This is a genomic window from Dermatophilus congolensis (assembly GCF_900447215.1).
In the GTDB taxonomy this organism is placed as follows: Bacteria; Actinomycetota; Actinomycetes; order Actinomycetales; family Dermatophilaceae; genus Dermatophilus; species Dermatophilus congolensis_A.
The window spans coordinates 62,097-88,622 of record NZ_UFYA01000001.1 but is presented as its reverse complement, the minus strand read 5'-3'; the positions used below and the strand labels follow the sequence as shown (position 1 = coordinate 88,622).

22 protein-coding genes are annotated in these 26,526 nt (G+C 59.0%); 7 read left to right on the top strand and 15 right to left on the bottom strand.

Annotation, left to right across the window (positions count from 1 at the left end):
* Positions 1-286: 286 nt before the first annotated feature.
* From DXZ77_RS00395 to DXZ77_RS00370, 6 genes are all read right to left on the bottom strand, one after another.
* Positions 287-2,878, bottom strand: coding sequence for a UvrD-helicase domain-containing protein (locus DXZ77_RS00395; RefSeq protein WP_115029080.1), 2,592 nt, complete (start codon positions 2,876-2,878; stop codon positions 287-289).
* A gap of 109 nt (positions 2,879-2,987) precedes the next feature.
* Entirely contained in the window at positions 2,988-3,338 is a 351-nt protein-coding gene (locus DXZ77_RS00390) for a hypothetical protein (RefSeq protein ID WP_115029078.1), read from the bottom strand.
* A gap of 62 nt (positions 3,339-3,400) precedes the next feature.
* Complete coding sequence (locus tag DXZ77_RS00385; protein ID WP_115029076.1) at positions 3,401-4,429, bottom strand: Gfo/Idh/MocA family protein; 1,029 nt, start codon at positions 4,427-4,429, stop codon at positions 3,401-3,403.
* Between the two features lie 45 nt (positions 4,430-4,474).
* The gene (locus DXZ77_RS00380; protein ID WP_115029074.1) at positions 4,475-5,107 is read right to left on the bottom strand and encodes a class I SAM-dependent methyltransferase; all 633 of its coding nucleotides are present in this window, start codon (positions 5,105-5,107) and stop codon (positions 4,475-4,477) included.
* Between the two features lie 108 nt (positions 5,108-5,215).
* Positions 5,216-6,940, bottom strand: coding sequence for a fumarate hydratase (locus tag DXZ77_RS00375; RefSeq protein ID WP_115029072.1), 1,725 nt, complete (start codon positions 6,938-6,940; stop codon positions 5,216-5,218).
* Positions 6,941-7,130: 190 nt separating this feature from the next.
* Positions 7,131-8,384 (bottom strand): glycosyltransferase family 4 protein, encoded by a 1,254-nt coding sequence (locus DXZ77_RS00370; RefSeq protein ID WP_181815975.1) that lies wholly within the window; start codon positions 8,382-8,384, stop codon positions 7,131-7,133.
* Between DXZ77_RS00370 and DXZ77_RS00365 the strand changes: the two genes are divergently transcribed.
* Together DXZ77_RS00365 and DXZ77_RS00360 are read left to right on the top strand one after the other, a co-directional pair.
* The gene (locus tag DXZ77_RS00365) at positions 8,329-9,141 is read left to right on the top strand and encodes a PIG-L deacetylase family protein (RefSeq protein WP_258553049.1); all 813 of its coding nucleotides are present in this window, start codon (positions 8,329-8,331) and stop codon (positions 9,139-9,141) included. The two genes, DXZ77_RS00370 and DXZ77_RS00365, sit on opposite strands and share 56 nt — an antisense overlap.
* A complete protein-coding gene (locus DXZ77_RS00360; protein ID WP_181815974.1) occupies positions 9,138-10,280 on the top strand; it encodes a lysylphosphatidylglycerol synthase transmembrane domain-containing protein in 1,143 nt (380 codons plus the stop codon). The genes DXZ77_RS00365 and DXZ77_RS00360 overlap by 4 nt, the downstream gene beginning before the upstream one ends.
* Here the strand turns inward: DXZ77_RS00360 and DXZ77_RS00355 are convergent.
* A complete protein-coding gene (locus DXZ77_RS00355) occupies positions 10,169-11,095 on the bottom strand; it encodes a type 1 glutamine amidotransferase (RefSeq protein WP_258553048.1) in 927 nt (308 codons plus the stop codon). The genes DXZ77_RS00360 and DXZ77_RS00355 overlap by 112 nt on opposite strands.
* A gap of 5 nt (positions 11,096-11,100) precedes the next feature.
* A complete protein-coding gene (locus DXZ77_RS00350) occupies positions 11,101-12,435 on the bottom strand; it encodes a Mur ligase family protein (protein WP_115029064.1) in 1,335 nt (444 codons plus the stop codon).
* A 98-nt stretch (positions 12,436-12,533) separates the two neighbouring features.
* On the opposite strand from DXZ77_RS00350, the gene DXZ77_RS00345 reads away from it, so the two are divergent.
* Complete coding sequence (locus DXZ77_RS00345; RefSeq protein WP_147279126.1) at positions 12,534-13,850, top strand: GNAT family N-acetyltransferase; 1,317 nt, start codon at positions 12,534-12,536, stop codon at positions 13,848-13,850.
* Between the two features lie 78 nt (positions 13,851-13,928).
* Positions 13,929-15,245 (top strand): anaerobic C4-dicarboxylate transporter family protein, encoded by a 1,317-nt coding sequence (locus tag DXZ77_RS00340; RefSeq protein WP_115029061.1) that lies wholly within the window; start codon positions 13,929-13,931, stop codon positions 15,243-15,245.
* On the opposite strand, the gene DXZ77_RS11565 is transcribed toward DXZ77_RS00340, so the two are convergent.
* The gene (locus tag DXZ77_RS11565) at positions 15,242-16,228 is read right to left on the bottom strand and encodes a hypothetical protein (RefSeq protein WP_147279125.1); all 987 of its coding nucleotides are present in this window, start codon (positions 16,226-16,228) and stop codon (positions 15,242-15,244) included. The two genes, DXZ77_RS00340 and DXZ77_RS11565, sit on opposite strands and share 4 nt — an antisense overlap.
* 159 nt (positions 16,229-16,387) lie before the next feature.
* Here DXZ77_RS11565 and hemG point away from each other — a divergent pair, with 159 nt between their 5' ends.
* Positions 16,388-17,845: a protoporphyrinogen oxidase gene (gene hemG / locus DXZ77_RS00335; protein ID WP_147279124.1), complete on the top strand. Its 1,458-nt coding sequence runs from the start codon at positions 16,388-16,390 to the stop codon at positions 17,843-17,845.
* A 98-nt stretch (positions 17,846-17,943) separates the two neighbouring features.
* Here hemG and guaA read toward each other — a convergent pair whose 3' ends face one another.
* The 4 genes from guaA to DXZ77_RS00315 all read right to left on the bottom strand — a co-directional run bounded on the left by guaA (position 17,944) and on the right by DXZ77_RS00315 (position 22,077).
* Entirely contained in the window at positions 17,944-19,515 is a 1,572-nt protein-coding gene (guaA, locus tag DXZ77_RS00330; RefSeq protein ID WP_115029057.1) for a glutamine-hydrolyzing GMP synthase, read from the bottom strand.
* A 91-nt stretch (positions 19,516-19,606) separates the two neighbouring features.
* Positions 19,607-19,948, bottom strand: coding sequence for a DUF3817 domain-containing protein (locus DXZ77_RS00325; RefSeq protein ID WP_115029055.1), 342 nt, complete (start codon positions 19,946-19,948; stop codon positions 19,607-19,609).
* Positions 19,945-20,763: an SURF1 family protein gene (locus DXZ77_RS00320; RefSeq protein WP_115029053.1), complete on the bottom strand. Its 819-nt coding sequence runs from the start codon at positions 20,761-20,763 to the stop codon at positions 19,945-19,947. Before DXZ77_RS00320 ends, DXZ77_RS00325 begins: the two co-directional genes overlap by 4 nt.
* Before the next feature lie 192 nt (positions 20,764-20,955).
* Positions 20,956-22,077 carry a GuaB3 family IMP dehydrogenase-related protein gene (locus DXZ77_RS00315; RefSeq protein ID WP_115029051.1) on the bottom strand — a complete coding sequence of 374 codons (1,122 nt, stop codon included), beginning with the start codon at positions 22,075-22,077 and terminating at the stop codon, positions 20,956-20,958.
* Between the two features lie 247 nt (positions 22,078-22,324).
* Here DXZ77_RS00315 and DXZ77_RS00310 point away from each other — a divergent pair, with 247 nt between their 5' ends.
* Both DXZ77_RS00310 and DXZ77_RS00305 read left to right on the top strand, forming a co-directional pair.
* The gene (locus DXZ77_RS00310) at positions 22,325-22,750 is read left to right on the top strand and encodes an META domain-containing protein (protein ID WP_181815973.1); all 426 of its coding nucleotides are present in this window, start codon (positions 22,325-22,327) and stop codon (positions 22,748-22,750) included.
* A 630-nt stretch (positions 22,751-23,380) separates the two neighbouring features.
* Positions 23,381-24,436, top strand: a complete 1,056-nt coding sequence (locus DXZ77_RS00305; protein ID WP_115029047.1) for an NYN domain-containing protein — start codon at positions 23,381-23,383, stop codon at positions 24,434-24,436.
* Between the two features lie 98 nt (positions 24,437-24,534).
* On the opposite strand, the gene DXZ77_RS00300 is transcribed toward DXZ77_RS00305, so the two are convergent.
* Together DXZ77_RS00300 and DXZ77_RS00295 are read right to left on the bottom strand one after the other, a co-directional pair.
* Positions 24,535-25,881 (bottom strand): dicarboxylate/amino acid:cation symporter, encoded by a 1,347-nt coding sequence (locus tag DXZ77_RS00300; RefSeq protein WP_115029045.1) that lies wholly within the window; start codon positions 25,879-25,881, stop codon positions 24,535-24,537.
* 136 nt (positions 25,882-26,017) lie between these two features.
* Entirely contained in the window at positions 26,018-26,485 is a 468-nt protein-coding gene (locus DXZ77_RS00295; protein ID WP_115029044.1) for an SRPBCC family protein, read from the bottom strand.
* Between the last annotated feature and the right edge of the window lie 41 nt (positions 26,486-26,526).

Here is a 26,526-nt window from a genome sequence, read left to right as displayed (position 1 = left end):
GCTACCTCTAGCCCATGGTTGAGTGTTAGGTGTGTCTCAGCTACGTCGATCCACGCTTTACCACCTTCTGGGAGCAAGTGCGTTCACTGTCGCTGCAACTGCAGTGACGGGGGCATGTACACACTCGCACCCAGGCACGTGACGCGTTGCGATATCCACACCCGCACCTCACGTGTAGAGCACATGGACTTCCGTCGCGCTGCTCCATGAGCATCACAATGGCAATAAATAGCATGTTGATGGGGTCGCGTTATATCGCGACCCCATCAACATATTCGTTGCCGCATCACAGCTTCTCTAACGGTGCATACCTCAGCAACAGCCTCTTCACTTTGCTCTCACCGAAGTCAACGTGCGCAATTGTGCGATCACCCTCACCTTCAATCTGAACCACACGCCCTAGGCCAAACGAATCATGCGTTACCCGATCACCGGGAACTAGCGCAATAATCGGTCGATTCGCAACTGGCCTCACCCGCGACGCCGAAGACAACGTGGCCACCGCCGGAGCCGCACGCAAATCCCCACTTACAGCAGCCTCTGTTCTTTCCCACTCCACCAACTCCTGCGGAATCTCCGAAAGAAACCGCGAAGGCAGATTGTATTTCGGAGTGCCCCACGCAGAACGAACCACAGCCCGCGATACATGCAACCGTTCCCTCGCGCGTGTAATGCCCACGTAAGCCAAACGGCGCTCCTCCTCCATCTCATGGGAACTTTCAAAAGCCCTGAAATGAGGGAACGTCCCATCCTCCATCCCGACCACAAACACCACGGGGAACTCCAACCCTTTCGCCGTGTGCATGGTCATCAACGTAACTGCGCCCTCATACTCACCCGAAGCTTGCGCTTCTGCGCCCCCTGCAGCAACCGCTTCATCTGGGACATCATCCGAATCTGCTACCAACGAGACGCGTTCAAGAAACTCAGTCAGCTCATCCAAAGGATCATCCGCCATTGCCTCTGCTGACGTTGTCTTCACGGGTAAGTCTTTCCCTTGAGCTAGCGCATCCGCGACAGCTTCCTCATGCGCAGCAGTCTGGGCCTCAAACCGCCGACTTTCGCGTTCTTCATCGAACTCCCGAGCCACCGAAACAAGCTCCGCAAGGTTATCCAAGCGAGTTTCATCCTGCGGATCCTTACTTCCGCGCAGCTCGTCAAGATATCCCGACTGTTCAAGAATTGCCTCGACCAACCCAGCTACGCCAACTCCATCCTCCAGAACATTGCGGAGCGCCTCCAACAAAGTGGTGAATGAGCGAACCGCATTCGCAGAGCGTTTAGCCATCATCGGGATTTCATCAGCACGCCCCAACGCCTCAACAAACGTAATACGCTCACGATCAGCGAAATCAGCAACAAGAGCTTCAGCGCGGTCACCGATACCACGTTTGGGAACATTAAGAATGCGGCGCAAGTTAACCGTATCCGCAGGATTAGCGATTGTTTTCAAATACGCTAAAACGTCTTTTACCTCGCGGCGCTCATAGAAACGAGTTCCGCCAATAACTTTGTACGGAAGCCCAGTTCGCACCAACACCTCTTCAAGAGCACGCGACATCGCGTTAGTGCGATAAAAGATAGCAACTTCGTGCGGTTTGACAGACTCGCTCTTTATAAGCTGTTCAATCCGCCGCGCAACGAAGGCAGCCTCATCATGCTCAGAATCTGCCACATAACCAACAATTTTCGACCCCGCACCACCTTCACTCCACAACTTCTTCGGGCGACGCTCACTATTTTGCGAAATAACAGCATTAGCTGCAGAAAGAATAGTTTGCGTGGAACGATAGTTCTGCTCAAGAACAATCGTGGTGGCATCAGGGTAATCTTGTTCGAATTCATTGATGTTTCGGATACTTGCCCCACGGAAAGCATAAATTGACTGATCAGAATCACCCACGACAACTAATTCAGCCCCAGGAACCCGGGATTGCGACAGCAATCCCTTTTCGGGATCAGCAGGCTTCTCTGGGATAGGAGAAGCTAGCTCCCGAACCAACGCATACTGGGCATGATTCGTATCCTGATACTCATCCACCATAATGTGCCGGAACCGACGACGGTAATACTCAGCAACCTCCGGGAAAGCTTGCAGCATATGAACCGTCACCATAATGAGGTCATCGAAATCAAAAGCATTCGCTTGCCTCAGCCTTCGCTGATATTCCGAATACACATCAGCAACAATTCCATCAATGACCTCTGCACCCTCAGAGCGAGCCCGAGAAGCAAACTCATCCGAATCAATTAATTCATTTTTCAAATTACTGATCCGGTGAGCAAAACTGCGCGGAGTATGCCGTTTAGTATCGATATTCAGCTCACGCATAACCAACGCCATCAAACGTTGACTATCAGCAGCATCGTAAATAGAAAAACCACTCTTCATGCCGACCTTGTCGGCCTCACGCCGCAAAATACGCACACACGCAGAGTGAAACGTACTCACCCACATCGCCCGCGCCCTACCACCCACCAACTGCTCAACTCGCTCACGCATCTCACCAGCAGCCTTGTTGGTGAAAGTGATCGCAAGAATCTGCCCCGGCTGGACACCACGAGCCCCCAACAAATACGCAATTCGATGCGTCAAAACCCTCGTTTTGCCCGACCCCGCACCAGCGACGATCAACAACTGCCCACCCTCATGCAAAACCGCCTGCTTCTGTGGTTCGTTCAATCCCTCCACCAACGCGGCAGCATCAAACACCGAACGCCCCTCAGGACGCCTCACACCCCCCAAATCATGATCAGGTGACTCCTGCGGAGCAGGCACACATCCCCCAGCTCCATCCACGTCACTCGCAGTTACAGGCCCTTTCGGCACAACATCGCCCAGAGCCTCAAAAGGCACATTCTCGAACAGGTTGCTCATCACCGATAACTGTAGGCGGCCATCCCCACCAGCACGCGGGGACAGCCGCCTGACAACACGCCGACAATCTCACGCACGGCGCATCACACGCCGTACTCCACCAGGAAGATCAGCCCATAAACCCCAGCCCAATCACGGTGTTGACCAACGTCAACCCAAGTGCCACATGAGCCAACGTAAACGAATCCTGACCACGCTTAGCCTTCGCATTCGACGCCTCACACAAACCAACAACAGCAACCGCAACAAGCAGCTTTACCCCGACCATCATGTGGTTCACCGTGCCGCCAGACATCTCCAGCACACCCACCAAACCCAAACCAATCAATAGCTGCAGGCGTGCACCCCACACCATCAACGCATGAATCCGACGGGCCGCGAAGGACATCGCCCAACCAACCAGGATGAGCAGCAGCCCAAGCCAGTGCATAAGACCAAGGACGGTGAAAGTAGTTGCCATACTACCCACACTAACGACTGCCCAACACCTACCTGCACAACCAGAACACCCCCGACCCCGATTCACTCCACCTGGACAACCCGGCTCTGTGCAGCACTAAGGCGCGCCGCCTGCCCAACCCGGATGGAATGCACCGCATCCATAGGATCAACCGGCATCCCCGCCTGCCTATCCTCATACCCCTGACCCTGCAACGCAGCCGACAAAATCCGATAGAACTCCGCACCCGTCTCACTCACCGCTGGACCGGGCCACCGCTCAGAGCCCGCATACACCCACCCTGTTCCGCCCTGAGCATCAGCCAAATCCGGCAAAACACCAATCGTGTCCGGACCATCTTCATACACAAACGCCGCCTTCGTTCCCGTCACACGGAACCGAGGCGCAGGAAACGGATCAAACGAACTAGCCCGCAAAATCGAAGACCCACCACGCACGTGACGCAACCACAGCAAAACATCATCATCCGCAGGAGTAGTAAACGCGTTCACCTCCGCATACACGCTGGCAACTGGCCCCATCACCTGCACCGCAGTATCAATCACATGCGGCCCCAAATCGTTAAGAACACCACCACCCTCACGCCAATCAGCGTTCTCCCTCCACCGCTGCTTCGGCTCCGGACGCCACCGACTAAACGACATCTCAAAACGACGTACCTGCCCCAAATCACCCCGCTGCACCACCTGCGCCAACGCCAACGGACCGGCATCCCACCGCCGATTCTGAAACACCGTCAACGGCACACGCTCCTGACGTGCCAGCTGAACCAACGCATCAGCCTCATCAGCAAAAACAGCCATCGGCTTATCCACCACGCACGGCACCCCCGCCGCAATCACCTGACGCACATGCTCAACATGCTTACCCGTAGGAGTGCACAAAACCACCGCATCAGCACCAACGCGCACAACAACATCCACCAACGCAGTCACATCAGGAACCACCATCGCCCCCGGTAAATCCGCTTTCGCCTGCGCAACCCGATCAGGGTGCGAAGTCGCCACAGCAACAATCTGCCCACCCGCCTGCGCAATCAACGGAGCATGCAAAGTACGACCATAGGAGTAACCCGCAAGAGCAATACGCATACCCTCAACCCTGCCACCAGCCCCGGGGGAAGAACACCTAAGACACTACAGATGCCCCGTCGCAAGAAAAACACTGAACTCGCGAGCAACACCACCCTTAGCCTTCACAACCGTGGCCACCGTCTCCACCTGCACATCAACAAAACCTTCCCGCACCAGATCTTCCCGCAACACATCTCGCTCAATACCCCGGTGCCCAGTGTGCGTATCCGCATGAAAAAGATTCTCTGGATCATGATCAAGATCCGCCAGCGAAACCCAACCTCCCGGTGCGAGCGCTCCCCGAATGCTTCGCAAAGCAGCCCTGGTGTCAGGAATGTGGTGAAGAGCCATCGCGCTGACAACAAGATCAAAGGAATCGTTCAATGGCTCATCGAGAAGGTTATGAACCCGAGCCTGAACACGAGGGTGATCAGCAATCGCATCCATAGCAACATCAATCATGCCCTCAGATGTATCGATGAGAAGGACATGCGCCACTTGCTCAGCCAAGGCACGGCCAAGCTGGCCAGTACCAGCACCCAGATCAAGTACACGCCACGCCGAACTCATCGGAATGCGCTGCCGGATAGCATCCGCGATGCGCTGTGAACGGGCAGTCTTTTCAGGACTGTCCCACGTTTTCGCAGCGTCATTGAAGTATGTGGCGTCGCTATTACCAGAGTGCTCATGAGACATGAGCCCACCCTAAACAGCAGCCCCCGGACCCGCCCCCACAATCGCACCGGTGGTGCTCCTACGCTCGTGCAATATCTGCAGGCGTAGGAACACCCCCAGCCGTAGCGGTCAATTCGTTTGTGTTGCAGCGGCATCAACATCCGTGTTGTTGTGCGCGGCATCCACCCCCGGACGTTTCCCGATCGACATCGTCACCGGCGCCGCGACAGAAGCAAAGAAATCATCGCCTTTGTCATCAACGACAATGAAGGCAGGGAAATCTTTCACCTCAATCTTCCACACCGCCTCCATACCCAACTCCGGATACTCCAAAACTTCCACCTTCGTGATGCAATCCTGCGCCAAGCGTGCAGCTGGACCACCGATAGAACCCAAGTAGAAACCGCCATGCGCTGCACACGCATCCGTCACCGCCTGGCTACGGTTACCTTTAGCAAGCATCACCATCGATCCGCCCGCAGCCTGGAACTGGTCAACATAACTATCCATGCGTCCGGCAGTCGTGGGGCCGAACGACCCCGAAGCCATCCCATCGGGAGTCTTCGCAGGACCGGCGTAATACACCGGATAATCCTTCAGATACTGGGGCATCTGCTCACCCTTATCAAGACGCTCCCGGATTTTTGCGTGCGCGATATCGCGGGCCACCACAAGCGTGCCCGTCAAAGACAAACGCGTCTTAACCGGATACTTCGTCAGCTCCGCTAAAACTTCAGACATCGGACGCCGCAAATCGATCTCTACAACCTCCCCACCCAATTCATCCTCAGTGGGGGCTGGCAAATACTGGGTCGGATCAAACTCAAGCTGCTCCACAAACACCCCCTCCGGGGTGATCTTGCCCAGACATTGCCGATCCGCCGAACACGAAACCGCGATCGCCACCGGCAACGAAGCACCATGACGCGGTAACCGCACCACCCGCACATCGTGACAGAAATACTTACCACCAAACTGGGCACCAATACCGATCTGACGAGTCAGTTCAAGAACCTTTTCCTCCATCTCACGGTCCCGGAACCCACGACCCGTAGCCGCGTTACCCGTGGTCGGGAGATTGTCCAAGTACTTCGCTGACGCATACTTAGCCGTCTGCAGCGCCTTCTCCGCAGACGTACCGCCAACCACAATCGCCAAGTGGTACGGCGGGCACGCCGCCGTACCCAAACTGCGGATTTTTTCCTCCAAGAACGGCATGATTCGCTCCGGAGTAAGAATGGACTTCGTCTCCTGGAACAAGTAGCTCTTATTCGCCGAACCGCCGCCCTTAGCCATGAACAAAAACTCATACTCCAGCTCATGCCCTGGATGCGTATCCGCATAAATATCGATCTGCGCAGGAAGATTGCAGCCCGTGTTCTTCTCCTCAAAGAACGTCACCGGAGCGTTCTGGCTATACCGCAAATTTAACTTCGTATAAGCATCAAACACTCCCCGCGAAATGGGTTCAGCATCATCACCAGCAGTAAGCACATGCTGCCCCCGATGCGCTGAAACAATCGCCGTCCCCGTGTCCTGACACATAGGCAACACGCCACCGGCAGCGATCCCCGCGTTCTTCAACAAGTCAGAGGCCACAAATTTGTCATTGTCACTGGCCTCCTCGTCCTCGAGAATGTTCCGCAACTGCTGCAGATGCCCCGGCCGCAAATAATGCGCGATGTCATGCATCGCTGTCTCCGTCAACAGGCGCAGCGCCTCAGACTCAACCTCAAGAAAACGACGACCACCTGGCCCCTCCAACACACGCACGCCCTGCGACGTCAACTTGCGAAACGGGGTCTGTATGTCTTTCCCAACAGGCAGCAAGTCCTCATAGGCGAAATCCGCCATGGCACAACTCCTTCACAACAGCCCGGGTGCACGGGCAACAACAGCCGGTAACAGCGCCCTGGCAACGCCGCCATCTGACAGATCACGGAAAAACCACGACCGGCTCAGCTACACACCCAGTCTGTCCCCTCACCCCCAACGCCGCGGCCCCAAAGCTGCCTTTCACCACAACAAATCCACGTCAAACACATCACACCCCCCGCGCAGCCCGCTCATACAACCCCACCGCACCAGCCACAATCGCCCCCTGACCAAACCGCTCCGGCAACTCAGCACCCGCCTGCTCACGCAACCCAGCCATCCACACCCCATCCACCGCACAGTGCGCAACCGCCCGCGCCAACCCAACGTCACTATCCATCAACACCCCATCAACACCCGAGCGCACAAACTCCCCCACCCCACTACCCACCCGCCCAAACACCGGCACCCCACACGCCCGCGCCTCCAACGCAGCAATCCCAAACGCCTCATCCACCACCGGAGACACAAACACATCCGCCCCCCCATACATCCGCACCAACTCCGCATGAGACAACCGACCCCGCAACCGCACCCACCCACCAGCACCATGCCTACTCACCCACCGCTCACACACCGGCCGCAACGGCCCGTCCCCGGCCACCTCCACCGTAATCGGCACCCCAGGCACCAACCCCCGCGCCACCTGCACCAACTCCAACAACGCCACCGGCCGCTTAATCCTCGACAAACGCATCGCACTCACAACCCGCACCCCACCAGCACGCGGCCTGACCCCACACCACCGACGCCACACCTGCGTATCCACCCCATTAGGAACAACCTCCACCTCCACATCCCCGGACGCCGCCGCCGCCAACCGCTGCGCCGCAACACCTGAAACAGCCGACAACACCGCACCACCACGCACCCACCGATCCACCCGCCCCGACAACCGCAACCACAACCTGCCCGCCCCACCAACCAACGAATGACACGTCACCACATGCGCCAACCCCAACTGCGCCGCCACCTGCACCGCATCAAACGCAAACGGACTCACCACCCCCATATGCACATGCACCACATCAAAACCACCCTCACCCAACACCGACCGCAACCACCCCGCCCCCGCCGGATTCACCACCACTGACCCCGGCAACCGCACCGGCAACGGAAACCGCAACACCTGCACCCCACCCTCAACCATATCCACCTGCGCTCCCGGCGTAATCGTCAACACCACCACCTCATGCCCAGCACTGACCAACCCCCGCGCCAACCGATCCACCTGCACCTCAATCCCACCCAGACGCGGCAAAAAAACATCCGAAACCAAAGCAATACGCACCCAAACACCCTGCCACGCCCGACATACCGCCACACGCCACCAACCACCACCAGCCACCAATGGCACACTGACCGATGTGAGCCGCACCATCGTCGCCGTCAACGCCCACCCCGACGACGAAGCACTCCTCATGGCAGGCACCCTCGCCAAAGCAGCCGCCGCAGGAGACCGCGTCATCCTCGTCGTGGCCACCGACGGTGAACTCGGCGAAGCCGACCCCCGCTACCACCAAAACGGCGACCTCGGCACCACCCGAATCAACGAACTCCACCTCAGCGCAGCAGCCATCGGCGCACACAACGTCATCCGACTCGGCTACGCAGACTCCGGTTCCGGCCCCACCATCCCCCCCAACCCTCCCCACACAACCCGATTCGCACGCACCAACACCCACCACGCCGCCACCCAACTGGCCAACATCCTGCGCAACGAACACGCCGACCTCGTCATCGGCTACGACAAAGCCGGCGGATACGGCCACCGCGACCACATCAAACTCCACGAAGTAGTCCGCGCCGCCTCCGCCACCACAGGCACCCGGCTCCTCGAAGCAACAATCCCCCGCGAACTCATCACCCAAGCCCTACGCATCGCAACCCGCCTCTACCCCTTCCCGCCCGAATTCGACCGCAGCACATTCGAAACCGCCTACACTCCCCGCAACCTCATCACCCACCGCATCAGCATCGGCCAATACAGCACAGCCAAACGCAACGCCCTACGCGCCCACACCTCACAAACAACAGGCCGCACCACCCGAACACTCAACGTCCTAAGCAACCTGCCCTCACCACTGTTCAACCTCATCCTCGGACGCGAATGGTTCACCGGGCCAACCCCCCGCACCCATAAACACCCCGCCCACAACATCTGGGAAACCACGCCGTGACAACACCATCAACACTCCTGCGCAGCACACTCCACACCGCCGCAAGCCTAAGCATCACCATCGCCCTACTCGGCTGGCTACTCCCCACCCTCACCGAAACCACCTGGACCGAAATTCTCCACACCATCACCGGAGTCGGCTGGCTCAACTTCCTCGGCCTGCTCACCCTCATGATGACCGGGCTCTACTGCTACACCTTCACCCTCAAAGCCTCCCTGCCCGGCCTGAGCCACAGCCAAGCCCTCACCAGCAACCTCGCCGGCTCATGCATCAGCAACATTCTGCCCGCAGGCGGCGCCTTCGGCACCGCACTCAACTTCGCCATGTGGCGATCTTGGGGATTCGAAGTCACCACCATCACCTCATCCATGCTGATCACCACAGTGTGGAACATCCTCATCCGCGCCGCCCTGCCCGTCCTCGCTGCGCTCCTGCTACTCACCCACTCCACCAGGCTCCCTGCCACCATCTGGGGCGGAGTCGCCCTCGGCGCCCTCATCGGCACCATCACCGTCACCACAGGAATCGCCCTCATCACCTCACGCCGCGCAACCACAACACTGGGCACACTCGCCGACACCATCAACAAACACCTACGCCCCAACCACCACACCCACTTCGCCACCAACGCCCTCACGCTACGCACCCGCATCATCGGCCTAGCCCACGACCGCTGGCACCAACTCACCTTCGGAGTAGTGGGCTTCTTCGCTGTCTACTTCCTCCTGTTCACCGCCTGCATCGCTCTCTCCGGCGTTCATGTCTCCTTGCCAATAGCTTTCGCTGCCTTCGCCATCGGAAGACTCTCCACAGCAGTGCCCCTCACCCCCGGAGGCCTGGGAATAGCTGAGGCCGGATCCGCCGCAGTGCTCATCGCACTCGAAGCAGATCCGGCCTCAACCGGAGCAGGTGTGGCACTCTTCGCCCTCTTCAGCCACCTACTCGAAATCCCTTTTGGTGCAGTGGGACTCACTCTCTGGTTAGTGACACGTTCACGTCACACACCAACCACCACACACAATCACGCTCAGCGACGCATCGCTCGAGCACGACGCAAAGCGGCCCGAGCCACATCCCTGACACTAGGCAACACCGACGAACCACCATCGTCATACCCAGCCAACAACCGCTCTACCTGACGATGCCGAGCCTCATCAGCCAACGTGTCATCCAACGCCTCAGGCTCAAACCCACCCTTATCCTGCCGCTCCACAGCAGCCCGAAGCAGCTCATCAGTGAACGCAGGGTTAGAAGGCAACACCGGGCCATGCAAGTACGTGCCATACACGTTGTCTTTCACCGCACCCTCAGTGCCATCCTGACCATCATTACCCTGGCCATACAACACCGTTCCCAACGCAGCCTGCTCTGGCCCACGCAAAGTCCGGCCCGAATGGTTCTCATACCCGACCATCTCACCAAACTTGCCCGAAATAACCACCGGGCCAACCATGCGCGTTTCCGCACCAGTAGTGGTCACATCCAAAATGCCTAGCCCCGGCAACCGCTTACCAGCCACCGTCGTGAAATCACGGCCCAACAACTGGTACATGCCACACACCACCAACATCGGCGCCTTATCAGCAGCCAAATGCCGCAACATGTCACCATTGGCGGCCAGATCATCCTCAACACGAGCCTGACCCGAATCCTGACCACCACCACCGACGATGATGTCTACGTCATCACGCAAAACCGTTCCCGGATGATGCGCCAGCACCTCCACCTCATACCCATGACGTTGCGCACGCACCTGCAACGCACGCACGTTGCCAAAGTCGCCATAAATGCTCATCTCACGCGGATACAAGTGAACAATCTTCAACTTGCCCTTCACCGGGCCGTGATAACTGTCAGCCATCGACCCCGACTGCAACGCTCCCGGAGCATCTGCCGCGGTCAACGTGCCCGAACCATCCATCTCCTCGGACACAGAAGTACTCGAAATAGTCATCGCTTTCACGCGTCCTGTCCGATGTCGGGAAGGTCATAGCGCTCAGCAAGAGTGCGGCGCAGCGACATCATCGCGGTGTAAGTGCAGAAAAGTCGAAGCGGCTGCCCCGGATGAGCCGCCAAGAAAGTATCGAGAGCCTCCGTCAAATCAGGAATGACGCTACCGACCTCAACATCGTCATACCGCAGCCGCAACGCCATGTCATAAGCACGGATACCTGCCGTCGCATACACACCCTGCTCCCGCAACGACTCAAACGACACGTCATACAACCAACTGACGTCACGCCCATCAGCAGTGTTGTCATTAATCGCGACCATCGTCGGAACCGGAGTTCCCCCATACGTGGACAACGCCACCGAGAAACCCGCCGGGTTCTTCACCAACACCAACTCAAGACTCGAATCGCCCGCCTGAATGACCTCACCACGGCCAAACGGCGGAGCCACCGACGCCAACGCCGCCGCAGCCACACGCGCATCGAACCGATCGCCCAGGAGACGCTTAGCCATCGACGTGGCCGCCGTGGCATTAATCATTGCTGCCAGACCACGCTGCTGAAGCTCCAACGGCCCAACCGTGTCGGCACCAGGAAAATCGATCGCGAACTTGCGCTCATCAATCGTACGCAGCAAACCATCAGCAGGCCCCGGATCCGGAACACCTGCATGACCTGAGGCACCAGCACCACCCTCAGGAATTTCACGCACGTCCGCTTCCTGCAGCTCAGCTACCCGATCAGCGATTGATGGGTCCAAACCAAACCACGTCGCCTCAGGAACATCCGCATTCTGCGCAGCCCGAGAAATAAAAGAATCATCCCGGTTCAACACAACACCGTGCGTGGTGCGACTAGCCAAATCCTCCAAAAGACGCGCCGTGTAGTCGATCTCAGCGAAACGATCCAACTGATCACGAGCAACGTTCAACAGCAACGCATGCGTAGGCTCAACAGCCTCCGCGAAACGAATCGAATGAGCCTCATCCAACTCCAGAATCGCGTAATCAGCCTTCAACCGGCCCGAAGGACCGATCTCATCGAGCATCGCGGAAATGACCCCACGCGTGAAGTTACTGCCAGTCGGGTTAGAAAAAACCGAGAACCCGTGGGCACGCACCACCGCTACCAGCATCTTCGTCGTAGTGGTTTTTCCGTTAGTACCACTGACAACAACAATCCCGCCGTGCGTGTCAGCGAGCGCGTTACGAAGAAAACCTGGATCGAGACGCTCGGCTACCAGGCCGGGCAACGCCGACCCTCCCGAACGTCCACCCGCACGGAGACGCGAAGCGAGCCGAGTGGCCTTACCCGCGAGGACGGCTGCGTTAGTCCTTAGCACAACTCAAGAGTAGTGGCCGTGGGTCACACAAAAGGCCATCAGAAGCGAAGGTGCTATTCCACGCCCCCGCCACCGCCAGCGTCGATACTGTGGAAAACATGAACGACCGCACCCCACACCCCCCAACCCAACAGGACTCAGAAACACTACGCACCAGCCTCATCAACCCCACCAACCTGGATGAAGTCCGCGAAGTCTTCAACCTCAAATCACTCGTATTCCACTCACCCCGACTCACCAAAACAGACCTCGACACCTACGCCGAATCCCTAAGCCAAGACGGATTCCGCACCACCGTCATCCACGACACCGCCGCCCCCAACACACCCGCCGTCGCCTCCTTCCTATCTATGGACTCCATGTGCTCCCTACCAGGCGGAGCCGACGTCCCCACCACCGCAATCAGCGACGTCGTCGTCCTGCCCACACACAAAAGGCAAGGCATCCTCCGACGCTGGATGACCAACGAACTACACCGCGCCAAAAACGCAGGCAACGTCTGCGCCGCCCTCCACGCAGCCGAATGGGAAATCTACGGCCGCTACGGATTCGGCATGTCCGCAGCACGAACCGCCTGGACGCTACGACCTGACCGAAGCCACTTCCTCAGCCAACCCAGCGGACACATACGCATCATCACCCCACACGAAGCCGCCACCATATTCACCAACATCGAAACAGCCGTGCGCGCAGCACACCCCGGAACAATCACCGCACCCCTGACCTGCTGGAAACACCACACCGACCCCACCACCTACTCCCCCAATACCCCAGCACGATGGTTCGCCGCCCACACCGACAACAACGGAAACATCGACGGAGCAGTCTCCTATTCATTCCCCGACGGCTGGAAAATGGGACGCCACGAAAACCGCATGACCATTCACGAACTACGCGCCAGCACCCCCACCGCAGAACGCGAACTATGGCGCCACTGCGCCAACACCGACTTCATCACCGAAATCGACTACGCCCTAGGACACCCCGACCTACCCCTGCCCTGGTACCTCAGCAACCCCCGCGCTGCTCAATCCGGCCCCATCTGGGATGGCCTATGGACCCGAATCCTCGATGTGCCAGCCGCCCTCAACGCACGCACCTACCCCCTACCCGGTGAGATAAACCTCACTATCACCGACCCACTCCACCTCACCGACGGCACCTACATCCTCACTATCAACACCAACGGCCAAGCCACCTGCCACCCCACAAACACCCCAAATCCCCAGACCCCACACCTACACATCGACATAAACGCCCTGGCCAGCCTATGGCTCGGCGGAGGAGGTGGAATCCCCACCCTGCCCGACCTCATCCTCCAAGACAAAGCACACCTCACCCAAAAACGTGATCTACACCGCGTCGCAACCCTTTTCACCTGGCCCAATGCGCCCCACGACCTCACCAACTTCTAAACCAACACAGAGTTAGACTCGCCGCACAATCCACGACGCGACCCAGCGCCTAACACCCCCACCCCCTGGGAGCCCCTCATGATCTGGTTCCACCTACTCATCGCCCTCCTCTTCATCGTCATCGGCGCCAGATTGGGGGGAATAGGAATCGGACTCGCCGGAGGCGCAGGCGTCGTCATCCTCGTCGCAACAGGCCTACACACCACCGCCACCAAAGACGTCCCCTGGTCCGTCATCGGCATCATCATGCCCGTCATCTGCACCGTCGCAGCCATGCAGCTCGCCGGAGGCATCGACCACCTCGTCCACCTCACCGAAGTACTCCTACGCAAACACCCCAAACACATCACCTACCTAGCACCCTTCGTCACCTACATGCTGTCCCTGCTCTGCGGCACCGGACACACCGCCTACTCCGTCATCCCCGTCATCGTCGACGTCGCCAAAGAGCACAAAATCCGGCCCTCCCGCCCCCTAGCCATCGCCGTCGTCGCATCCCAAGTCGCCGTCGCAGCCTCCCCCATCTCAGCGGCAATGGTCGCCCTAGCCGTCGCTCTAACCCCCCTCAACGTCGGCTACCTCCAATGCCTAGCCATCGTCATCCCCACCACCTTCATCGGCTGCATGATCGGCGCATTCGTCTCCTCCCGCCAAGGATGCGAACTCGAAGACGACCCCATCTACAAAGAACGCCTAGCCCAAGGACTCATCCGCAAAAACGCAGCCAACACCACCCACACATACAAACCCGCCCCCAGCGCCGCCCCCAGCCTCATCATCTTCCTCATCGCCCTCATCCTCGTGGTCACCTACGCCACCGTCACCTCAAAACAGCTCGGACTCATCGCCCACGCCCCCATCGACTCCACCTCGGCCATCATGGCAATCATGCTCGCCGCAGCAGCTCTTATCTGCGTCGTAGCCAAACAACCCACCAAACTCATCGCCACCCAAAACACCTTCAGCTCCGGCATGACCGCGGCCATCTGCATCATGGGACTGGCCTGGCTCGGCAACGTATTCGTCGGCAACTACATGGAAGAAATCAAAGCAGCCCTCGCCGGCCCCCTCCAGGCACAACCCTGGCTCGCAGCAGTCTTCTTCTACTTCGCCGCCCCACTCATGTTCTCCCACGCAGCAACCACCACCGCATTCATGCCACTGCTGGTCAACCTCAAACTCCCCGCAATCGCGCTCCTCGCCAGCTACCCTGCCGTCGCCAACTATTACCTCCTCCCCAACTACCCCACCACTGTCGCCGCCATGGAAATGGACGACACCGGCTCCACCCGTGTAGGCAAATTCGTCCTCGACCACCCCTTCGTCCTACCCGGAACAGTGGCCATCCTCGTCACCGTCATCCTCGGCTTCATCACCGCACCACTAGTCGCCTAACTCCCCACCGCGGTGGATGAGCCCACCGACACACAATCCAGCTCATCCACCGCAACAACCGACAACACCATCAACACACACGTCGCCACACCAATCGCTCCGAACGTCACTGCAGCAACCACCACATTGCTCGGCTCCTCATGAGCCACTAAACCCAACGCAATCAACACCACCCCAGCAGCCACCGACCCCGCCAAAGCCACCACCCCATACGCAACCACATCCCGCACCGACAAAGATCCTTCCAACCCCACACCCCGACCACGCGACCTCAACCACACAGCAACCAACACCGCGACACCAGAGCACAGGGCCAACACTCCCACCGCAGCAACCACATCACTGGGCCGGTGCCACCGCATCACCACAATCACAGCGCCAGCCAACGTGCACGCAAACGCCGACAACATCATCAACGGCACCCGCACCAACCGAGGCACAACCACCAACAACGCCAACGCCAACCCCGTAATCACCGTCATGTGACCACTAGGCAACGTATTCTCCGCCCCAATCCCCACATCACGACGCGGAATCACCACCTTCCCCACCTGCGTCGTCACATTCGCCAACCCCACAAGAACAATCGCGAACACCGCCAAATCCCACCGACGACGCAATAACGCAATCCCCACCACCACCAACAAACCCACCGCCACCGCAGGAACACTCACAAGCGTCAACACAGCATCAAACCGCTCATTCACCTCAGGCGGCAACAGCGCAGACCAACGAGACCGCTCATCCACACGCTGCCCCAACCGCGTCCACACAAAAAACGGAATCACCACACAAAGCAACACCACCGCCGCAACAACCAAACCCACCCCAAACAGACACGCCCGACGCCCAGCACCACCAATCCGTTCCAAAAAAACCGAAAACACAACACCCTCACAACGACTCAACTGCATACTTCCGCTTCCATAAAAATCAACACTCACAAAAACCCCAACAGCATCCGCCACCAGCACCCGAGCCATCGACGCCACATCCACGCAACAGCAACAACCCCTCCCCCGCACGACGCCCAACACAATGTGACCGTTCCCGCACCCCACCCCAACCCAGCTCACACGCACAACACAGACACCCCCGCTACTGTGGGAAACACCCCCTATCCCCCACACACCGAGGTAACCATGAACCCCGCCACCGACACCCCGACCTCCGTCATCGTCGTCGGCGGAGGCGTCACAGGACTCCTCACCGCCCGCCGCCTCTCCCAAGCAGGCCTAACCACCACCCTCCTCGAACGCAACCCCCGCACCGGCGGCCAAATCCACACCACCGAACTCAACAACCTCCCCATCGACCTCGGCGCCGAATCCATCCACCTAGCCCACCCCGGCATGCGCGAACTCGTCGACGAACTCAACCTCACCCCCAACCTCACCGGCTCACGCCCAGGCACCAGCTGGCTCTGGACCGGCACACGCCGACGCCCCCTACCCGAAGGCGTCGGCCCAGCAGGACCCACCAAAATCCTGCCCGTTCTCACCTCCGGCATCCTCAACATCCCAGCCCTAACCCGCGCCGGCCTCGAACCCCTCTACGCACACCTGACCGGCCGCATCGACCTCACCCCCGGACACGACATCTCCGTCGGCGAATTCGTCACCAACCGATTCGGCCACGCCGTCACCAATGCCTTCGTCGACCCCCTCCTAGGCTCTCTCCACTCCGGAGACGTCAACCGCCTCAGCCTCCGCGCCACCTCACCAGCCCTCATCCCCGCAGCCAGCCAAGGACGCTCCCTCCTACGCCGCCGCCAACCAAAAACCACACACACCACCACCCCGCTCCCCATGTTCGCCAGCTGGCCAACCGGCCTAAGCACCCTCACCAACGCCCTCCTACGCGACACCAACGTCACCATCGAACTCGACGCCAACGTCACCACACTCACCCGCAACACCACCGAAACCGGAACAACCACCTACACCCTCACCCTCTCCGACGAACGCCAGCTAACCGCCGACGCCATCGTGATCGCCACCCCCGCGCACACAGCCGCCAACCTCATCCGCCCCACCACCCCCACCACAGCCGCCACCCTCGACAACATCGAAACCGCACACACAGCCACCATCGTCATGGCCTTCCCCCGCCACGACGTCGCACACCTACCCGCGCTCAACGCAAACGGATTCCTCATTCCCTCCGCGCATGCCCCCCTCCTCAAAGCAGGAACCCACCTCGACCGCAAATGGGCACACCTTGACGACGGCAAACACACCCTCTTCAGGCTCTCTGTAGGGCGCGCCGGAAACAACCTCCTCGCAACCCTCGACGACGACGCACTCATCGACCAAGTCCTGCGCGACCTCCACACACTCACCGGCATTAACACAAAACCAGCCATGACACACATCCACCGCTGGCAACCGGGACTACCCCAACTCACCGTCGGCCACACCGACCGCATCACAGCCGTTCGCACCGACCTAGCCAACTCACTACCCGGAGTAGAACTAGCCGGAGCCTCCTACGACGGCCTAGGAGTAGGAGCCTGCGTCACCTCCGCAAACAAAGCCGCACAGCGCTTGCTCAAACACCTCGGCATCACCAACACCCCAGAACACACAACACAGCCCTAATCACCCATGCAAAGAGGGTGCGAGCGCCGCACACAGCACCCGCACCCTCTTTGCTACACCTCTACAGCATTAATGCAGAGGACAACTCCTTTGGGGATTCACTCCCACTCGATAGTGCCCGGTGGCTTGGAGGTGCAGTCCAGCACCACCCGGTTCACTTCTTCCACCTCGTTGGTGATACGGCTAGAAATACGTGCCAACACCTCATACGGCAGGCGCGTCCAATCTGCTGTCATCGCGTCTTCCGAAGAAACAGGGCGCAGAACAATCGGGTGACCATACGTACGGCCATCGCCCTGCACTCCTACAGAGCGCACGTCAGCCAAGAGCACCACCGGGCACTGCCAGATGTCACGATCCAGTCCGGCGGCAGTGAGCTCTTCGCGCGCGATACGATCCGCGTCTCGCAAAGTTTCAAGACGCTCTCGCGTGACTTCACCAATAATGCGGATACCCAAGCCAGGGCCAGGGAATGGCTGACGCCACACGATTGCCTCAGGAACACCAAGCTCGAGACCAACCTGGCGCACCTCATCCTTAAACAGGTCCCGCAGCGGCTCAATGAGAGCAAACTCAAGATCATCAGGAAGCCCACCAACGTTGTGGTGCGACTTAATGTTTGCTGTTCCCGAACCACCGCCAGACTCAACCACATCCGGGTAGAGAGTGCCCTGAACGAGCCACTTCACTGGATGCTCTTCGTCACCGCGGTCAGTCACAATGTCACGGGCAGCACGCTCAAACGCGCGAATAAACTCACGGCCAATAATCTTGCGTTTGGTTTCAGGGTCCGTCACTCCAGCGAGAGCTTCCAGGAAGACATCCGCTGCATCAACAGTCACAAGATCAACGCCTGTGGCAGCAACGAAATCCTGCTGAACCTGCTCCGCTTCTCCAGAACGAAGCAAACCGTGATCAACGAAAACACAAGTCAGCTGGTTACCAACTGCACGCTGCACCAGCGCTGCCGCAACAGAAGAGTCCACTCCGCCAGAAAGCCCGCAAATAACGCGATCCTCACCGACGACCTGACGAATCTTCGCTACCTGATCGTCAACAATGCTTGAAGCATTCCAGTCACCAGGCAGTTCCGCAGCCTTAAGGAAGCTCTCCAAAAGTTTCTGACCATAGTGAGAGTGGTGCACCTCAGGGTGCCATTGCACACCGAACAGACGACGAACCGGGTCCTCAAAAGCAGCCACCGGGGCACCGGGAGAAGTAGCAGTAACCGTGATGCCTTCAGGCATCTCAGCGACAGCATCACCGTGACTCATCCACACGACCTGAGTGTCAGGGCTGCTCTGAAGAAGAACACTTTGGCCGTTGCGGCTAATTTCGGTCGATCCGTACTCACGGCTACCGGTACGGGCTACCTGACCCCCCAGAGCGTTCGCCATGGCTTGGAATCCGTAACACAACCCCAGCACAGGAATGCCCGCTTCCAGAAGAGCCGGATCAAGGGCAGGGGCCCCATCGGCATAAACAGAGGACGGGCCACCAGAAAGAATCACTGCCCCCGGATTACGGGAAAGGATTTCAGCGACAGGGGTGGTGTGCGGAATCACCTCCGAATAGACGTTCGCTTCCCGGACGCGTCGCGCGATGAGTTGCGCGTACTGGGCTCCGAAGTCCACGACGAGGACAGGGCGAGAATGCAGGTCGGCGCTCACTCCGGTGAGTGTAGTGCTTGTGTGTCCACAGGTGCGATGCCAGCACCGGTATTGAAAGACACCGAATAGCTACACCTGCGGGTTACACCCCTTAGGAGTCCAGGTGAAAACGGGTGCGAATTTCTTGAGTGACTTTGTGCTCCACCCAGAAAGAAAGAAAGGGAACGCACCCGGAAAGCATGATGCCCAACGTTTTAGCCAACGGCATACGGGTAGTACTGGACAGCGCGAAGGTGACAGCGATGTACACCATGTACAGAACACCGTGAGGGATCTGCCACCAGTCGAGCATGTGATTGTTGAAGCCGTATTTGAGGACCATTTCGAGCAAAAGAAGCAGTAAACCAACACCGACGATGAAGGCCATGACCCGGAAAAGCATGAGTGAGCGAGCAATTTTTTCTTGGTCGTAAGGCAGTGCGGGCGTAGTCATGATTTTTCTCCTGTGGGGGTGGCTTTCCAGGGGTCGATAGATGCAGTGGTGACAGTCTCGCCTCGCGCTATCGCTGCGTCGGTGACGGCATCGTCCCGAACCATGCGTATCCACATGTATACGGCGAAGGCGGCGAAGAACCACCACTGCAGGGCATAGGCGAGGTTGCGCCACTGGATACCACCTGTGTCGGGCTGTGGCGCAGGGATGGTCTCAGGGCGCCAGCTGGTGATGGGGGCGACTTTCCCATCTGGTCCGGGTGTGGTTTCGGCAGCGGTGATGACGAAGGCGCTGTATGTCTGGGTGTTCCACGTGTTGACGAGATGGGCGAGGTCGATGGTGGCGACTTGCCCACTGGGAAGGGGGCTGGGTTCGCTGGGTGCAGATTCAGGTGGAGCAAGCACACCGGTGACAGTGACGGTGCCGGTTGGTGGGGGCTGCACATGCGCGGGATCCGGGACCCAGCCACGCACGACAGGTACGTAGGCATCACCGGTATTGAGCGGTGTCATGACCCATGCTCCAGCCTGGCCGTTGTTTAAGCGTGGGGTGACGATGAGTTGATGTTCGGGTACGTAGGTACCGGTGGCAGTGACTTTACGTCCAACGAGCTGCTGAGTGAGGGGGTGATGGGGCGGCAGGAGGCTGTTGATGGGGGCGTAGGGCTGTGAACGTGCGTATTCGGCTGCCTCACGTTGCTGTTTGGCTTGGGCGACGTCGAGTTGCCAGAAGCCGAGCCACGTGAAAGAGACAACGACCAGGAGCACGAGCAGGAGCAGGCCGAGCCATTTGGGTTTAAGGGCGGTCCGCAGCACAGGTCCACCCTATCGAGATGAGATAGGACAGCGGGGTTTGCTGGCGTGGCTTACGCCATGGTGAAGCGTCGTTGTTGTTTTTTGGGAGTGTTTTTGGGGCCGAGGGTGAGTGTTATTCCGGTTCCCTCGGCCCCGCTGGAAGTAAGAAATGAGCAGGTTTAGGCCCTGCTGCAGCTGTTCCTACCCGTGGGGTTACTTCCCAAATGTGGCTCCGGTGACGATACCAACACGCTGGAAGTCTTTAACGTCGACGTACCCAGTGGTGGCCATAGCGCGGCGGAGCGCACCAACGAAGTTGGTTTTTCCGCCGGCTGCGTGGGCCGGGCCGAAGAGGATCTCTTGCATAGTGCCGAGCGCACCTACGGCGACGCGCTCGCCGCGTGGGAGTTCAGGGTGGTGGGCTTCTGCTCCCCAGTGGTATCCGCCGCCAGGGACGTCGGTAGCCCGGGCCAGGGCCGCGCCGAGCATGACGGCGTCAGCTCCGCAAGCGATGGCTTTGACGACATCGCCGGAGCGTCCCATTCCTCCGTCGGCGATGACGTGGACATAGCGGCCGCCGGATTCATCCATGTAGTCACGACGGGCGGCTGCGACATCGGAGATAGCGGTGGCTAATGGTGCCTGGATGCCGAGTGTTTGCTGGGTGGTGAGCGCTCGCCCTCCGCCGAATCCGACGAGGACGCCTGCGGCTCCGGTGCGCATGAGGTGCAGTCCGGCTTGATAGGTGGCTGCGCCACCGACGATGACGGGTACGTCGAGTTCGTAGATGAAGCGTTTGAGGTTGAGGGGTTCAGCTTCGCTGGAGACGTGCTCTGCCGAAACAGTGGTTCCGCGGATCACAAAAATGTCGACACCGGCATCGATGACGGTTTTCCAGTGTTCTTGGGTGCGCTGCGGTGTCAGGGAGCCGGCAACGGTGACGCCCGCTTCGCGCATTTCTTTGAGCCGGGCGGTGATGAGTTCGGGTTTGATGGGTTCAGCGTAGATTTTTTGGAGTAGAGCGGTAGCTTCGGCTGGCTCGGCTTCGATGATTTGTTGCAGGTGCGAGGTGGGGTCTTCGTAGCGGGTCCATAGGCCTTCGAGGTCCAGGACGCCTAGTCCTCCGGATTGGCCGAATTGGATCGCAGTGGCGGGACTCATCACTGAGTCCATAGGGGCTGCAATGAAAGGCAGGTCGAAGTGGTAGGCATCGATCTGCCATGACGTTGAGACGTCACGCGGGTCGCGGGTGCGGCGTGAGGGCACTACCGCGATGTCGTCAAGCGAATAGGCGGCGCGTGCGCGCTTGCCCCGGCCGATCTCAATCTCAGTCACGTGTTAAGGCTAACGTGCAGATCGGGTCGTGGCGGTGACGGCTGGGTGCGCGGTGGGTGTGTGCTGGGTGCGCGGTGGTGATTCCCGTTTTTGGAAAAATCTTGTGTGTTTGGTGTCACATCGGGAATCTTGGTTTAACGGTTTTCGTTGTAACAGAGCGTTAGTCACATTTTCGGGAAGGTTCACTCTCGTAGGGTCTTGGCTTGGCTAAGGCTGTATGGGTGGAACTACAGAAAGGGGCATAGTCATGAAGGGCATTCGTATCGCTACTGCGATCACCGCGACCACTCTTGTGTTGGGTGGTGCCGCGTACGCCGCTCACGCTGCCGTGTCTGCGCAGGACCCGGTCACTGGGCACTCTTGGCACCTGGTGGTGCCGGGTGTCGACTCCAAGATCACTAAAGACGCGAAGTTCACCATCAAGAAGGACGGCACCTTCGAGGGCGAAGACGCCTGCAACCACGTTTTCGGTAAGGCCAAGGTTGCTGACAAGACCATCACCACCTCGAATATCGCTACGAGTCAGGCTGCTTGTGTCGATGACAAGGTGAACAAGGTCGCAGATGTTTACCACTCCATCTTCGAGAAGCCTGCGAAGTTCGAATACAGCGACAAGAAGCTCACGCTGACCACTAAGGACGGAGCCAAGTACACCGCGGTCCGCACCGACTGATACGTCGTTCGACTGTTGTAACCGCGCACGGTTTCGGTGACGGCTTGTGCCGCGCCGCCCCGGAGTTGAGTTTTTCTTCCGGTGAGCATCAGCACCGAAACCGTGCTTTAAGAGTTGGCAGTTTGTTTATCGGTTAGTTCGTTGTGCTGTGCCTGCCGTTGTGGTGCAGGTGTGCGTTTGTGAACGCAGTGAAGATTGCCGCTGTGTGCGTGTTGCTTCCGCATATTGCTCGGTGTGTTCTTCATTTCACGTCATGTGAAGGTGGCTTGCTCTCAGTTCAGAGTACTGTCGGCCTGTGATGGATGAACAGTTTTCTTGATGAGTTTTTGCACACGTTCGCATGTGTGGTGTTTTTCCTTCGTTGCCCGCGCGTTCTGCCGTGCTTCCCGAACCCCATCTGTGGGGCGGCGTGCGGGCGATGGAGCTTTTGCGGTGGTGTGGTCTTTGCCAGCTGCTGCGTGTGAGGTTCGCGGATCGGTTGCGGCGGTGAACTCAATGGATTGGGTGCTGCGGGCAGGTCCTGGTGGGGCTGTGTTTTGTCGGCTCGATCCTTATCTTTCGCGAAGTCATCTCGAAACTCCGGGGTTTCAAGAGCGTTGAGGGTTCCTGTAGCCGTGAGACGGTGGACGTATGCGTTCTTGTTGTGCGGTGTATGTCGACGCCGGATACCTCCTTGCTTCCTCATCCATGTTGGTGAGTGGCACTTCTTTACGGGCTGCGGTGAGCATTGATCATGCTTTGCTCATGAAGAGACTTACCGAGCAGGTGGAGCGCGACAGTGGCTTACCTCTTCTGCGCATTAATTGGTACGACTCCGGTAATGCGGCGACGGGTCGTGCGGACGCGACACAGCAAGCGCTTGCTCTTCTTCCTCGGGTCAAGGTGCGTTTGGGACGTCGTAGTTATTCCGGTGAGCAGAAAGGCGTCGATCTTCGGTTGGGGTTGGATTTGGTAACGCATGCCCGAAATCGGGCTGTTGATGTCGCGTATTTGCTTTCTGGTGATGATGATTTGACCGAGGCAGTGGAGGAGGCACAGCTGCATGGGGTGCAGGTGAATGTGTTGGCGGTGCCTGATACGCAGGGACAGGCGTATGCGGTGGCGCGTCATCTGCAGATGGAGGCTGATGGGGTGACGGTGATTGATCAGGAGACTATTCCGGCGGTGGTGAAACGGATTCCGCGTCCTGCCTCACCTGTGGAGGGTGAGGAAGAGGGGTGTGAGCTGGGTGCGGGTTTGGAAGAGTCGGCGCAGGAGTCATTGTCGAGTCGGCCGACTCCGGCTTTGTTGGATAGGCGGCGGCCACATCCGGGTGATGTGGAGGTGGGGGTGCATCTTCCTGCGGATGCTAGTCCGGTGGTGGAACCAACCCAGATTGTGTATTCGAGTGATGTGGTGAGTACTGACTGGGTGTTTGAGCAGGTTTCTGGTGCAGTGGAGGCCAGTCCGGAGAGTATTGATGCGGTGTGTCGCAGTGTGTTGGCGGCGTGGTTGGAGGCTGCTACTGATGAGGATTGGGATCGGTTGTTGCAGCGTCGTCCTACGGTTCCGCCGGAGGTGGATCGGGCTTTGTTGCGGGATTTGTCGTTGCGGATTGATACCCCGGAGTTGGGTGAGAATGATCGGCACGCGTTGCGGGGTCATTTTTGGCAGGTGGTGGATGAGCGTCAGAAGGATGGTGTGTAGCGGGGTGGGTTTGTTGGGTGTTGTGGTGGGGATGTGAGTGGTCCGCTGTTTTCCACGGTGGTGGCGTGGAAAACAGCGGACCTGTTGAGTGTGGTGGGCTAACTGTGGGCCATGGTGATGTTTTCGTTGTGGGTTGGGGTGTTTTCGGTGTTTTCGGTGTGGCTGGGGGTGGTTTCGTTGAGGTCTGTGTTGGCTGCTTGGTAGGTGTCGTGGTCGAGGAGTTTTTCGCGAGCTGCGACGACGGCGGTGATGGCGGCTTGTCCGGTGACGTTGGTGGCTGTGCGGATCATGTCGATGATGGGGTCGACGGCCAAGAGGAGTCCGACACCTTCGAGTGGCAGTCCGATGGTGGAGAGGGTGAGGGTGAGCATGACGGTAGCGCCATTGAGTCCTGCGGTGGCGGCCGAGCCGATAACGGAGACGAAGACGATGAGGGCGTATTGGGCCAGGGTGAGGTCGACGCCGAAGATTTGGGCTACGAAGATTGCTGCGATGGCTGGGTATACGGCGGCGCAGCCGTCCATTTTTGAGGTGGCTCCGAAGGGGATGGCGAATGCTGCGTAGCCGCGGTCGACGCCGAGTCGTTCGATGGTGACGCGTTGGGTTAGGGGCATGGTGCCGACGGAGGATCGGGAGACGAAGCCGAGTTGGATGGCTGGCCAGGCTGCGGCGTAGAACTTGCGGACGGATAGGCCTGCGCCCAGGCGTAGGAAGAGTGGGTAGAGGATGGCTAGAACGACGAAGCATCCGATGTAGATGTCGGCGGTGAAGGTGGCTAGGGGGCCGATGAGGTCCCAGCCGTATTGGGCGACGGCGCGGCCGATGAGTCCGAGGGTGCCGATGGGGGCGAGGAGGATGACCCACCAGAGTGCTTTTTGGACGATTTCGAGGAGGGAGTCGACGAGGTCGAGGAAGGGTTGGGCTGCGTCGCCGACTTTGATGGTGGCTACTCCGATGACGGCGGCGATGAAGACGATTTGGAGGACGTTGTTTTCGACGAATGCGCCGACGACGTTGGTTGGGATGATTCCGGTGATGAAGTCGAGCCAGCTGCCTGTGTTTTTGGGTGCGTGTGCGGCGCTCATGTCGAGTGTGACGCCGCGGCCGGGGTTGGTGATGAGGCCGACGGCGAGGCCGGTGAGTGAGGCGGCTAGCCCGGTGGCGGCGAACCAGAGGAGGGTTTGGCCGGCGAGGCGGGCTGCGCCGGTGACGCCGCGTAGGTGGGCGATGGAGCTGACAACGGCGGTGAAGACGAGGATGGGGATGGTGAGTTTGAGGAGTTGGACGAAGAGGGTGCCGGTGATGTCGAGGGTGGCAGCGAGCCAGGTGATGTTGGCTGTTCGGGCGATGAGTCCTAGGACGACTCCCAGGACGAGTGCGAGGAGTACTTGGACTGTGTAGGAGGGCAGTATGTGGCGTTTGGGTGGGGCGGTTTCGGTCGACATGCGTGTGCCTTTGTTCTCGGTGTGATGGTGTGGCGGTTAGGCGCGTGTCGGTGTGTTTTAGCCCCCACGCCACTCAATGCATTATGGATAACCAAACACTATGTGTGTTTATTTCGCCAGTTCCGTATCCAGGGGGCTAGTTGTTGTGCATGCTTTGGATGGTGGCGAGGGTATGGTGGATGGAGCGGCTGTTGCGTTGCGGAATGCGCAATAGTTCGTAGAAGGCTGGTAGATGGGTGCTGTCGTAGCGGAATGTTTCGGTCAGCAGGGTGGTGGTGCCGTCGACGGAGTCGAGGTCGTAACGCCAGTGGTGTCCGCCGGGGTGACGCCACTCGATAACGCGATCGGTAGTGATTTCGGTGGCGATGCTGGTGATTTTGTAGCGGATTGGCCCTAGGCGCATTGCGACGGTGAACCGGTCACCGAGGTGTAGTTCGCGTGGGCCAATGACGGTTGGTTGGACTGTGCCGGAGCCGTCGAATTCGTGGTGCCGGTGGGGGTTGGCGATCATTTCGAAGAGGCTGTGGGCCGGTGCGTTGATGAGGGCGCGTTTGGCTACACAGCGGGACGAGCAGTCGATTGTTTCGATGTCGTGAATATTCATGTGGCCACGGTACGCATTGAGTTGGCTTTATCTGGTTGTGT